General features: G+C 57.1%; 9 protein-coding genes and 2 pseudogenes. 6 read left to right on the forward strand and 5 right to left on the reverse strand.

Annotated features, from left to right (window positions below; translation table 11 throughout):
* Positions 1–143: 143 nt before the first annotated feature.
* Positions 144–904, forward strand: a protein-coding gene (locus WFR25_RS25005; RefSeq protein ID WP_156028742.1) for an IS5 family transposase whose coding sequence is annotated in 2 segments (ribosomal slippage) — positions 144–477 and positions 477–904 — 762 coding nt in all. Because the reading frame shifts where the segments join, the coding sequence is not laid out codon by codon here.
* 9 nt (positions 905–913) lie between these two features.
* Here the strand turns inward: WFR25_RS25005 and WFR25_RS25010 are convergent.
* The 3 genes from WFR25_RS25010 to WFR25_RS25020 form a co-directional block, all read right to left on the reverse strand.
* A complete protein-coding gene (locus tag WFR25_RS25010; protein ID WP_041380337.1) occupies positions 914–1,750 on the reverse strand; it encodes an alpha/beta fold hydrolase in 837 nt (278 codons plus the stop codon).
* Between the two features lie 272 nt (positions 1,751–2,022).
* Positions 2,023–2,562 carry an aromatic-ring-hydroxylating dioxygenase subunit beta gene (locus WFR25_RS25015; protein ID WP_336975087.1) on the reverse strand — a complete coding sequence of 180 codons (540 nt, stop codon included), beginning with the start codon at positions 2,560–2,562 and terminating at the stop codon, positions 2,023–2,025.
* Positions 2,559–3,866 carry an aromatic ring-hydroxylating dioxygenase subunit alpha gene (locus tag WFR25_RS25020; protein WP_336975089.1) on the reverse strand — a complete coding sequence of 436 codons (1,308 nt, stop codon included), beginning with the start codon at positions 3,864–3,866 and terminating at the stop codon, positions 2,559–2,561. Before WFR25_RS25020 ends, WFR25_RS25015 begins: the two co-directional genes overlap by 4 nt.
* 431 nt (positions 3,867–4,297) lie before the next feature.
* On the opposite strand from WFR25_RS25020, the gene WFR25_RS25025 reads away from it, so the two are divergent.
* The 4 genes and pseudogenes from WFR25_RS25025 to WFR25_RS25040 form a co-directional block, all read left to right on the forward strand.
* The gene (locus tag WFR25_RS25025) at positions 4,298–5,110 is read left to right on the forward strand and encodes an IS5 family transposase (protein ID WP_011950708.1); all 813 of its coding nucleotides are present in this window, start codon (positions 4,298–4,300) and stop codon (positions 5,108–5,110) included.
* Between the two features lie 554 nt (positions 5,111–5,664).
* On the forward strand, positions 5,665–6,441 hold the full coding sequence (locus tag WFR25_RS25030; RefSeq protein WP_336975096.1) for a GntR family transcriptional regulator: 777 nt from the start codon (positions 5,665–5,667) through the stop codon (positions 6,439–6,441).
* An 82-nt stretch (positions 6,442–6,523) separates the two neighbouring features.
* Positions 6,524–7,408 (forward strand): 2,2',3-trihydroxybiphenyl dioxygenase, encoded by an 885-nt coding sequence (gene dbfB / locus WFR25_RS25035; RefSeq protein ID WP_011950841.1) that lies wholly within the window; start codon positions 6,524–6,526, stop codon positions 7,406–7,408.
* Between the two features lie 110 nt (positions 7,409–7,518).
* Positions 7,519–8,231: pseudogene (locus WFR25_RS25040) on the forward strand (helix-turn-helix domain-containing protein); the annotation flags it as partial.
* 79 nt (positions 8,232–8,310) lie between these two features.
* Here the strand turns inward: WFR25_RS25040 and WFR25_RS25045 are convergent.
* Positions 8,311–9,684 carry an IS1182 family transposase gene (locus WFR25_RS25045; RefSeq protein WP_011950396.1) on the reverse strand — a complete coding sequence of 458 codons (1,374 nt, stop codon included), beginning with the start codon at positions 9,682–9,684 and terminating at the stop codon, positions 8,311–8,313.
* Between the two features lie 78 nt (positions 9,685–9,762).
* Between WFR25_RS25045 and WFR25_RS25050 the strand changes: the two are divergent.
* Positions 9,763–10,413 (forward strand): annotated as a pseudogene (locus WFR25_RS25050) (transposase); the annotation flags it as partial.
* Between the two features lie 134 nt (positions 10,414–10,547).
* On the opposite strand, the gene WFR25_RS25055 reads toward WFR25_RS25050, so the two are convergent.
* Positions 10,548–11,999 carry an IS4 family transposase gene (locus WFR25_RS25055; protein ID WP_336971700.1) on the reverse strand — a complete coding sequence of 484 codons (1,452 nt, stop codon included), beginning with the start codon at positions 11,997–11,999 and terminating at the stop codon, positions 10,548–10,550.
* Positions 12,000–12,095 lie beyond the last annotated feature (96 nt).

Here is a 12,095-nt window from a genome sequence, read left to right on the forward strand (position 1 = left end):
TGTCCACCGACCCTCTTATGTTGGGGGTCAAACGGATCGGAACTCGTGAAATTTCTTAGCGGCATGCTAGGGTCAGGACCTGTTAAATTGCTTGCGCATTGGGTGATGGGTTGATTCAATAGCAGCGTTAGGAGGCGCTGCCGATGGATGTTCCGTTTCTGCTGAGTGAGGCGCAGATGCGCCGGATCGAGCCGTATTTTCCCTTGTCTCATGGGGTGCCAAGAGTGGATGATCGGCGGATAGTGTCTGGGATCATTTACGTCATCAAGCACGGGCTGATGTGGCGCGACGCGCCCAAGGAGTATGGCCCACACAAGACGATCTACAATCGTTTCATCCGCTGGAGCAGGCTCGGCGTGTTCAACAAAATCTTCGCTGGCTTGGCAGCAAAGGGCGGCAAGCCCGACCAGTTGATGATCGATGCAACCCACCTGAAAGCACACCGGACGGCGGCAAGCCTGCTTAAAAAGGGGATGTTCCCCGACGTATCGGACGCACCAAAGGCGGCCTGAACTCCAAGCTACATGCCGTATGCGATGGCAAAGGCCGACCGCTCATCATGCTGCTCAGTGAAGGGCAGATGAGCGATTATAAGGGCGCTGCACTGATGATCGATGCCTTCCCGAAGGCAAAGGTCCTGCTGGGCGACAAGGGCTATGACGCCGACTGGTTCCGCGCGGCACTGGCCGACCGCAAGATCACGGCCTGCATCCCGTCAAAGGGGAACCGGAAAGTGCCCATTCCACACGACACGGCGCTCTATAGACAGCGGCACAAAGTCGAGAATATGTTCGGCAGGATCAAGGACTGGCGGCGCATCCACACGCGCTACGATCGTTGCGCCCATACCTTCATGTCCGCCATCTGCATCGCCGCGACCGTTATATTCTGGATCAATCAATGAGTCCTGACCCTAGAATTTCCGAGCGAAAAAGGCTGAAGTAATATGAGCAAATGCAACCGGATGCTCGATCATTGCCCAGTGCCCGCAGTGGGGGAGTATGACGCCGGTTGAATTGGTTAGGAGAGAGAGGAATTTATAGGCGTGTTCGGGTGGGACAACCTTGTCAGCCTTCCCGTTAACCACAAGGGTCCGGTGCTGGACCTCGGCAATTTTCTCATCCTCGATCCACAGGCCGGATCGCGCTACAAGCGCCTTGAAGGTAGCGCTGAGGGCCTTGGCATAGGCAGGCCGCTGTGACAGTTCGAGCCTGTATCGCACCATGTCTGGGTCCGGAATGTAGTGATCATTGGTCAACGCTGCGACGACACGTTCCATGCCGGCGTAAGTGAAGTCGTATTCTGTCAGCGGCGCAACCCCGCCGCCCATCGAGCGGTCGACCCCAGCGCTACCCATCAGGACCATGTCACCGACGAGGTCGGGGCGGCGTATGGCGGTAGCCAGTGTGGTGCGCCCGCCCATGGAATTGCCGATGATATCCACGGGACCGGTTGCTTCGACCAGATTCATGGCCTCGATAAAGGCGATTAGCTGATCAACGCGACACTCCAGACCATAATCGAATCCTTCCGGATCGGGTGCATCGCTATAGCCAAAACCGACCATATCGAGGGCTATTACCCTGCGGTCCTTTGCCAGTAGTGGCATGCACAATTTTTCCCAGTTTCCGCGGGCGTCCGCGCCAGCACCGCCGCCGTGGATAAGGATCAGTGGCTTGCCCTCACCCATCTCGATGTAATGCGTGCGGTATCCACAAGTTGCGATGAAATTGCTGGGTAGCTGGGTCATTTCTATCCTCACTTCGCGGGCGACTTATTCTGCGCCCTGATTGAATATTGTTCATCTTTCGGCCGCTAACTCTCGAATGAATTGAGCGAGCGTCATCCCTCTGCCGACGGAAATCTGTGCATCTAACCTCAACTGCAGAATAGGCAAAATATGGATTTCGATGTGTGGCTTGGCTCAAAGCTTTCTTTTTAGTCAGTTCAATTATCCAATAATATTCCACCACGGTTTTTCAAACACAATATTGGAAATATTTTTGCTCCTAGTACCTGTAATTACAGGAAGGTTGAGATGCCGGATCCCGGGAGCACGGCGTGATCGAGGTAGACGGTTCGCCTGGCGAGTCTGAATCCTAGCGGCCCATCGCTGCGTCGGACGAGATCATGGCGGTAGCCGATCAGCGGCGGATAGACTTTTTCGAGGCGAGAGCGGGTGAAGGCGATGTTGCTGTAGGCTTCATATTCACCCGCGACATCGGTTTCGCGCACGCGGACATTGGTGACGGCGGTACGCTGGTACATCGGGGGGTTTTCCACCCAGGTGCGGTGATCGTAGAGCTTCTTGACGCGCATTCCGAGCGATTTATAATTGTCGTCGAAGTGAGCGCCTTTCGATAGCGGCAGGAACTGCTTGTCGATATCCTTCAGGATCCGCACCTCGCGCGCGGGGACAGCATAGTGGATGTCCTCGGCGATCAGGGCGTACCAGTCTTCGAAGCGCCGTTCGGCGAGGAGTGCGGCTTCCTCGTACAAGAACTGTTCGACTTCCCACTGGATCCGGAGCCGATCATCGGTGGTCTTAACCTGAGAGCTCATGCTTCATCTCCCGCCAGCATGTCCTGCCAATGTGAGTAGAAGGCTCGGCCGCCTTCTTCGGAATAGACATCATTGATCGTCCCAGGATAGTCCGGGTTCGGCCCACCCTTGCCCAGCCCAAGCGCCATGTTGAGATGTGTTTGGCGGGCGATATACCCCTCGCTCACGCCGCGCTGGCACATTGCCACGTTTTCCGCATCATCCTGTTCGAGCAGGCCAGACGCGTTAAAGGCCAGCGTACAACCGCGAACGACCGCGTCCTTGACTTCCTGCGGCATATTCCGATCGACGATCACATAGTTCCAGACCTCGGTCTTATGCGGACCGCGCGGCTGCCAGACGCGCAGATAATGAGCGGCACGATTGAGCGAAAAATTCGGGAACACCGTCATCACCAACGTTCCCATATGATCGGTGCGGATGTCACCCAATCGCTCCCGCATGATGTCTCGCCCGGGTCCATAATAGTATTCAGGGGCCGGGTGCGGTGGAAACTGTTGCAACATCGCAGCGTCGCCGTCGTTCATATTCTTGAAGAAACCCGACGATGCATGGCCGAGTTTTGGAAGGGCAAATTGATGTCCTTGCTCGCCTGGATGCAAGATATGTTCATACGAGCGAGGAGGCGATCCTTCGGGTGCGAGTGCGGCAAAGCCAGAGAAATGCGAAACTGCCACATGGAGATGATCGGTTGCGTGCTGTTCGGCCTGCCACTTCCAATTCGCGGAGGAGATGTTCCGCTGAGGACCAATGAGTTCGACCCCGCCTTCGTTAGCGTCGAGGAAGGCGTCGAGGTACCATGTCGCCTCACCCAGTGAACTCAACAGGTCGGGCGCATCGGCGCGCCAGTTGCCGAAAATCAGCCCCTTGTAGGTCTCGACGCGCGGGACACGCGGCGCCCCCCATTCGGATTTGTCGATAGTGTAGTTCGCCTCGTGCGGCATGCTCACCAGTCCGCCGGCATTATTGAACACCCAGCCATGATAGCTGCAGCGGAACGATTTGGCGTTGCCGCGGTCCGCAAGGCACAGGCGGTTGCCGCGGTGACGGCACTGATTGAGGAACGCAGCGAACGAACCATCCCCCTGACGACTGAGGATCACCGAATCCTCACCCATGGTGGTGGTGATATAGTCACCGAACTTCGGAATTTGGCTCTCGTGGCCGAGAAACAGCCAGGATCGCGCAAAGATCCGCTCCATCTCAAGATCGTAAACCGCCTGATCCGAATAAGCACTAGCCTTCAGCACACCAGTGTCGCGATCAAATAGATCAGCAACGTCAACTGCATTTCTCTTTGCCATGCAACCTCTCCTGCATCCTGCGCCCGACTGAATTGAGCAAACACCTTACGCCAGTGCGCCCCGCGACCTCGTCAGCGCCAAACGGGTCCCGGTCCCCTTCATCGTCCGACGTTATGGAGCTGTCAACAGCATTTTCGTCCCTTAGGGAGTTTTATGAAAGGCATCCTCGTGAGATATGCATCGTATATCATGCTTTATCAGTCTCTTAATGAATCTAGCGCCAGAATTCATCATCGTCGTACGATAGCACGGAATGAGTTTTAATTGGAATTCGGGCAGTTGGCTTGCGATGCTTTCGTTCGCCAGCGGTTGCCGTACGCTCTCACGTGAATCAATGAGGTCGCTAAATTCTTTAAGAGGCCGTTTCGAAAGGGGTTGAGCGGCCGAGGTTCATGTGATTCCGGGAGTTTGCAGACATCTCGGAGACAGGCATGTGGACCCCGGCCACCCGCGCGCAGCATACGCGCGTGGCGAAGCGATACCAGACGGATTTGAGTGATGCGGAGTGGCGATTGATCGCCGCATTTCTGCCCGAGGCACGTTCGACCGGGCGACGGCGGGAATGGCCGATGCGCGAGATCGTGAACGCCATATTCTATGTGCTGCGCGGCGGGATCGCCTGGCGACTGTTGCCGAAAGACTTTCCTCCGTGGCAGACAGTCTACCGCTGGTTTGCCCTGTTGCGCGACGAAGCAGTGTTCGAGCGAATGAACCATGCTCTGGTGATGACCGACCGCGAACGGACGGGGCGCGAGGCCAGCCCGAGCGCGGCCATTATCGACAGTCAGAGCGTCAAGACCACGGAAAGCGGCGGCCCACGGGGCTATGACGCCGGCAAGAAGATCAAGGGGCGCAAGCGACATGCCCTGGTCGATACCGATGGCAGGGCGCTGCTGGTCGAACCTCACACCGCCGATGTCCAGGATCGTGATGGCGGTGGTGCAGTGCTGCAAATATCACGCGGCCTGTTCCCGTTCATCGAGAAGGTCTGGGCCGATGGCGGCTACAACCATGAGCGCGTCACGCAGGCTACCAGCATCACCGTTGAAATCGTCAGCAAAATCACCGGGCAGACCGGCTTCGTCGTCCTGCCAAGGCGCTGGGTCGTTGAACGCTTCTTCGCATGGATCAACCGAAATCGCCGTCTCGCCAAGGACGTCGAGGCAACCCTCAAGTCCGCCGCAGCATTCCTCTACGCCGCCGCTGCCATGCTCATGATCCGCAGACTGGCGCGATCAGCGTGAGTTTCGAAACCGACTCTAAGACATATTCCTGCTATAATTCCGATGGTTATGTGGCAATATATATGCAGGTTCTTACCATTGCGAATGGGGCCCAGACTGATTCCACGGGTATCTGGAATGGCGCCTGCGCATAGGGAAGCTAGGGAAACGCGTGGCAAATACATATATATATGTCGGACAAAAGGCATTTTTCGCCGCAAAATAACGCGTGAAAGCACCCCTTCGGCGCGTGAGGCACGCGCTTGTAAAACCTACATACCTTTCTTCAAACAGCCGTGCATCTATACATATACGCCCGCGGCTGAGCGCGGGGGTTTCCAACGTTGCCTGTGACGCAGCTGGTAAATTAATATGCTAATCCAAATCGTTAGCCTCTCACGAGTGTCAAAAATTCTGGTAAATTGCGCGCGCCTTTGCCTATCCGGACAAACCAACGGTATCCTTCGTCATGGGCGGGCTTATTCCGCTCACTTGACTCTGCCACGATTTATGTCCTACGATTTTAGGGAAGCTGCAATGGTGAATGTATGAGCGGAAGGCAAGCAAGTGGAAAATTGGACAATGATGCCGCTGCCAAGCGTTCGGTCGCGAGTATCGCTTATGATGTGATTTCGAGCAGGATTGCATCGGGGGAGTACAGCGCGAACGAACGGTTGATCGAAGCGCAACTTGTTAAGGAGCTCCGAGTTAGTCGCGGCGCGGTGCGTGAGGCGATGAACAGGCTTGCATCCGATGGTTTGATAGAGATCGAGCTGAACAAGGGTGCTTCGATTCGCGCTATCACACGCGGGGATCTCTCGGATTTTCTCCAGGTCAGGGCAGTTTTTGAATCCTTCGCTGCACACAGGGCTGCGGAACGGGTTAACGAACCGGGTGTGCGTGAAGCGGTTCTCGCATTGCTCGATCAGTGCTCTATGCTCGAAGCGCATCCATCGCCCGAGGGTATGGTCGAACATGACACCAGTTTCCACTCAACGGTTATGGATCTTTCGGGAAGTTTCGTCATGTCAACGGAATGGCGCAAGCTCCGGCGATCAAGGTATCGCAAAAGATTCCTCAAATTATTGTCGACCAACGAAATATTGATGTCGATTTCACAACACCGGGAGATCCTCTTCGCGATACTCGATGGTGATTCGGATCTAGCCGGTAGCTTTGCTACGAAGCATGTCCGCCTTACGAATAGTCGCATCCAACGCATGTCCAATGATCAGTTCGAGGCCATATACAACTCGACTGGACCTCAATTCATTCCGAGTGAAAGACCAACATCGGCGACGGCGCTCAACTCGAAGGACCAGTCTAGGCCTTCCCTCGTCAACGTAGCGTGACTTCAATCGCCTTTAGTCAATCGGACAAATTGTAAAACAGTTAAGCCACAATTGTTTTTGGAGCAAAAGGAGAGTTATCGTCATGTCAGTAAAACAACTTGGCTACCTTATTTTTGAATGTAGGGCTGATGTTCTGGAGCAAATGGTAGTCGTATACCAAGATATCATCGGTGCTGTGGTGGAGCGTGATGAAGGCGGACGCGCTCTTGTTCGCCTTGATGGCCGACCTTTCCGTATCAGGCTCGATCCTGGCCCCGCAAACCGCCTTGCGGCGATCGGTTGGAATGTAGACCCTAGTGATCTGGCGGCGATAGCGGAACAGGTGGAGAAGGCATGTTATTCGGTCGTAACGGCTGATGCGGAACTGGCCGCAGATCGCGCGGCCGCCCAAGTTCGACAGTTCGCCGATAACGATGGCTTTACCCATGAACTGTATGTCGAATCGTCGTTTCCCACCGACCCTGTGCTCGAGTCTCTATTCGTCTGTGGTGAAGAAGCGAACGGCATCTTCGGCTTGGGGCACCTCGTAGTGATCGTGGCTGATCGGGCGAAGACTCAATCTTTTTTCACTGATGTTCTGGGCTTCGGACTCAGTGATCGGGTAACTTGGCCTGAAGCCGACATCTTCTTCCTTCACTGCAACCAGCGTCATCACACCGTTGCACTTTCGGCACCGGCGCTCGGTCTTAAGCCAGGTATGGTTCATCATCTGATGCTAGAAGCCAAGAGCAAAGAGCAGGTTGATCGCGCGTTCGCAGCGGTCAAGCGCTTGGGCTATGATGTCCTCATGACAATTGGCCAGCACTCCAATGATAAGGTCTACTCCTTCTACATGATGGCACCGGCTGGTTTTGCAGTTGAGTTGGGCTTTGGTGGCCAGGTGATTGGAGATTTGGAAAGTTGGCATGTTGGATTCTATGACGCACCGAGCATTTGGGGCCACGAGTTGCAGTTGCCGGCGCATTGAATTATTAAGGCCATACACCTAACATTGTCCGCCGTCAGCGCCAATGGCACAGATTTGAGGTTGTGATTTAAGGAGGATTTGGGCTTCGTCGTAGTGACGAAGGAACGAAGATGAAGCCCAAATCCTCCTTGAAAAAATCGGCGCCGAAGGCCCCAGCTGAGCGGGTGGTGAAGGACATACGGCGTGCGACGCGCCGGCACTTCTCTGCAGAGGACAAAATCAGGATCGTGCTGGAGGGGCTGCGCGGCGAAGACAGTATCGCCGAGCTGTGCCGCAAGGAAGGCATCGCCCAGAGCCTGTATTACACCTGGTCGAAGGAGTTCATGGAAGCGGGCAAGCGTCGTCTGGCCGGCGATACCGCCCGAGCTGCGACCACCGGCGAGGTGCACGACCTGCGCCGCGAAACCCGTGCCCTGAAGGAATGCGTGGCCGACCTGACGCTGGAAAACCGTCTGCTCAAAAAAAGCATGATCGCGGATGGGGGCGACGACGAATGAGGTATCCCGCATCTGAGAAGCTCGAGATCATCAGGATCGTCGAGCAGTCGCATCTGCCCGCCAAGCGGACGCTGGATAAGCTCGGTATCGCCCGCCGGACGTTCTACCGCTGGTATGATCGCTACCTTGAAGGCGGGCCGGAGGCGCTGGAGGATCGGCCGTCGGCGCCAAGCCGAGTGTGGAACCGCATCGGCGACGACATCCAGGACCAGATCGTGGAACTGGCGCTGGAAGAGACCGATCTGAGCCCCCGCGAACTGGCGGTGCGCTTCACCGACGAGAAGCGCTACTTCGTGTCGGAATCGACGGTTTACCGTCTGCTGAAGGGCGTATTCTGTTGAAGAAGTCAGCTGCGAGACCGTTTGACTGCGCTTCGCGATGGACGCGAGCGACGTCCTTTGCCGATCAGGCCGGTGCGGGCCTGGCCATCGGGATGATCTTTGCCATTTTGCGGAGGTTCTGTGCCGCTGCGGCGAGGTGGAACTCGTCTCTTGCGCCATTGGGGCCGCGCAGGCGCAAGCGATCCAGCTTCAGGATGCGCTTGAGGTGGGCGAACAGCATCTCGACCTTCTTGCGCTGGCGACGTGAGACGAGATACGCGTCGGTGGTGGCGATGTCGCGGGCCAGATCGCGCGCGCCTTCGTGGATCGATCGGGTGACCTTGCGAGCGGGCATGTTGGGCGTGCATCGCTGGCGCAGAGCACAGCTCTGGCAGTCCTGCTGACGCGCGCGGTAGCGGATCGAACCGTCCTTATCGACGCGATCACGGGGCGTGCTGAAGTTGCGGTTGGAACGCCGTAGGCGGTTGCCGACCGGGCAGATGTAGCTGTCGTCATCATGGTCATAGACGAAGTCGGCGCGCTCGAAGCTGCCGTCAGTCCGAGCGGACTTGTCGAACACCGGAATATGCGGCTCGATGCTCATCTCTTCGACCAGCCAGGCCAGGTTGGGGGCAGAGCCATAGGCGGTATCGGCCACGAGGCGCTCGGGCCAGATGCCGAAGCGATCCTGCGTTCGCTCGATCATCCTGCGCTGGGCGGTCACCTCCGCCTGCCGCACCGAGGTGGTCGCCTCGACATCGACGATGACCGCATGATCGAGGTCGATCAGATAGTTGGTGCTGTAGGCGTAAAAGGCCGCCTCGCGCGTGGCGGCGGTCCAGCGCGAGGCTGGATCGGTGAGATTGATCCGCTTGGGTGTCACCGGCGTTGCACCGCCGAACGCCGCATCGTCCAGCACGTCCAGATACTCAGCGACCGCACGACCGACCGCTTCCGGCGGCAAGCCCTCTTCACCCGGCACCGACCGTTGCCGGTGGACATCCGCCCGGATCAGGCTCGCATCGACCGCAAAGCCTTCGCCGCCGACCAGTCCTTCGGCCATGCAGCGCGCCACCGTCATCTCGAACAGTTGCCGCAGCAGATCGCTGTCGCGGAAGCGTCCATGCCGGTTCTTCGAGAACGTCGAGTGATCGGGCACGTCGCCCTCCAGCCCCAGCCGGCAGAACCAGCGATAGGCGAGGTTGAGATGCACCTCGTCACACAGCCGTCGCTCCGACCGGATGCCCATGCAATAGCCGATGATCAGCATCCGGATCATCAACTCTGGGTCGATCGATGGCCGACCCGTCTCGCTATAATAAGGCCGCAGGTGCTCGCGGATATCCGACAGGTCCACGAACCGGTCGATCGAGCGTAGCAGATGATCCGGCGGCACATGCCGCTCCAGATTGAAGCTGTAGAACAGCGCTTCCTGCGCCACCGTCCGCTCGCCCATCATCGGATCATCTCCGCTCGCCTATGCAGAGTGAATCAGACCTTCAGCGCCACTTCAAGCGCAAGTTTTTCAACAAAATAGGCCCATGATCTGATCACCAGCCCGGCCTATGTCGTGATCAAGGCCGCCGATCAGTTCCACACCAAGACCACCCGGCCGAACGAGATGTGGCAGACTGATTTTACCTACTTCAAGATCATCGGTTGGGGCTGGATGTACCTGTCGACCGTGCTCGACGACTTCTCGCGCTACATCATTGCCTGGAAGCTGTGCACCAACATGCGAGCCGAGGACGTGACCGACACGCTGGACCTCGCGCTCAAGGCCTCGAGCTTGGACAGCGCCACCGTGCTGCACAAGCCCAGGCTGCTCAGCGATAACGGCCCCAGCTACATCGCGGGCGAACTGGCGGAATATATCGAGGCCCGGAAAATGAGCCATGTGCGCGGCGCTCCGATGCATCCCCAGACCCAGGGCAAGATCGAACGCTGGCACCAGACCCTGAAAAACCGCATCCTGCTGGAAAATTACTTCCTGCCCGGCGACCTCGAAGCCCAGATCGAGGCCTTCGTCGAGCACTACAACCACCAGCGTTACCACGAGAGCCTGAACAACGTGACGCCCGCCGATGCCTACTTAGGCAGGGCGCCGGCGATCATCCAACAGCGTGAAAGGATCAAGCGACAGACCTTCGAACATCGGCGCTTGCAACACCGCAAGCTCGCCGACTAACATCAACCCCCAGACGAGGCCCGCACTCCGCTAATCTACGCCGAGAGTTGTGCCGAATGTTCTGACGACGGACAAGAGCACACTCAAGACCGGTCACTCACCGTCCAGACAAGGTGGGACCCGCCGGCTTGCGATTACCCATAAGTTTCGAGCCCCACGCCGATCTGAATGTCGGCAAGTCGACGTAGGCCGCGCCAGACGACAGTGTTACCTGGGGGCGGGTCTGAAGATCTTGCGAGATAACCGCCGAGACGGGCCAGTTTGGTGAGATAGAGCTGGATCGTGCCCCTCTTTGCTCGGCGATTTCCGCTATCGCCAACAAGACGATCAAGGATGTTGATCTCCGATGTGGTGAACGCGATTGCCGGACTGGCGTCTGGTGCGGCGCGAGCCATCATGGTCATCCATAATACACGCCAGCTGACGATGCAGAAGAGCGCCACTAGGTTGGCAAGCCGATCGGCCGTGCGCAGCCTGGCGTCTTCGGCACGGCATCCAGACTTCAGGACCTTGTGGAAGACTTCGATCTTCCAGCGCATGGCGTACCAGCGGATTTTCTCGATCGCCTCTTCCAGACTGCTAACCTCCAGATCGGTAACCAGCTTCCACAGGACTGGCTTTCGACCCGGCGGAGCGCCGACTTCCGAAGCATGGATCACTGTCAGATCGAGTGCCGGGTACCGCTTCTGCTTTCCGATCGGCGGGCGGACGAGGATCCGTTTATACTGGATGTCGAGGGTTACCTGCTCGACGGTATCGTTGTCGCCCCGGACTTCGATGCTGTGCGTACCGGCGCTCGGTTCTTCGCGCATTTCGCTCTTTACGGTGTGATCGCCGTTGCCTGCCAATCGGTCAACGACGGTGCGGACGACGAAGTGCGTTCCTAGGTCCTTGGCGAGGCAGTAGAGTTCGTAGATGTCGCTTTCCCGATCACCCACGTGGACACAGCGGTCGGGCTGTCCCAGCAAAGTCATCGATTGACGCAGATTGTCCAGCCAGCGCACGCTCTCTTTTGCTTCTATCGGAACCCGGGTCGGATTGATCTTACGCTTGAGTTGAGCAGTGCCCTTGAACTTGTCGCGGTTCCAAAACTTTACCGCAGCAAGCCCCAAAGGTAGACCGTCCTCAGTCACGACCAGGCTCGAATGCATCAGTATTCCACAAACCGTGTGGTGACGGAGTCGGCCAGCCTTATCGCGACCGCTGTTGACGCTCTTGGTAAAACCGACAGCATGTGAATTGCGGCGCTGATATGTGAACTCCGTCGTATCCTGGAGCACCAAGATGGGACCATCCGTCACCGCGAAACGCTGTCTGGTCGCATCAAAGTGGCCGGCCAGGATATCCCCTTCTTCAACCTTGGGGTTGGAAAAGAACCGATATGCTGCCTTGGTGCTTGCCCAGTCCTGACATGCCAGGGGAATCGTTCCTCCCATTCGGTCACTCAGTCGACAAAGCAGATCTCCGCATCGGCGCCCAAGACGCGCGTCACTGAACGCACTCTCATCGATCTCGCAGTGGGACCAATGCTCTTCCAGAGAGGGCAGTTTTTCGCCTTTGGTCTGCACAGGGCACCTCACGAACACACCATGGTGCTCGTGAATGAATCATAAGCGACTCATCCGATTCAACAATTTTCAACAACGACTTGATAAGTGATTCAAATACTTATGGGTAATCGT

It is taken from the genome of Sphingobium aromaticiconvertens (genome assembly GCF_037154075.1).
Lineage (GTDB): Bacteria > Pseudomonadota > Alphaproteobacteria > Sphingomonadales > Sphingomonadaceae > Sphingobium > Sphingobium aromaticiconvertens.

Excerpts from the sequence above, each read along its gene's own strand:
- WFR25_RS25020 (WP_336975089.1), bottom strand. The coding sequence starts at position 3,866 with ATGGCAAAGAGAAATGCAGTTGACGTTGCTGATCTATTTGATCGCGAC.
- WFR25_RS25025 (WP_011950708.1), top strand. The coding sequence starts at position 4,298 with ATGTGGACCCCGGCCACCCGCGCGCAGCATACGCGCGTGGCGAAGCGA.
- dbfB (WP_011950841.1), top strand. The coding sequence starts at position 6,524 with ATGTCAGTAAAACAACTTGGCTACCTTATTTTTGAATGTAGGGCTGAT.
- WFR25_RS25045 (WP_011950396.1), bottom strand. The coding sequence starts at position 9,684 with ATGATGGGCGAGCGGACGGTGGCGCAGGAAGCGCTGTTCTACAGCTTC.
- WFR25_RS25010 (WP_041380337.1), bottom strand. The coding sequence starts at position 1,750 with ATGACCCAGCTACCCAGCAATTTCATCGCAACTTGTGGATACCGCACG.
- WFR25_RS25015 (WP_336975087.1), bottom strand. The coding sequence starts at position 2,562 with ATGAGCTCTCAGGTTAAGACCACCGATGATCGGCTCCGGATCCAGTGG.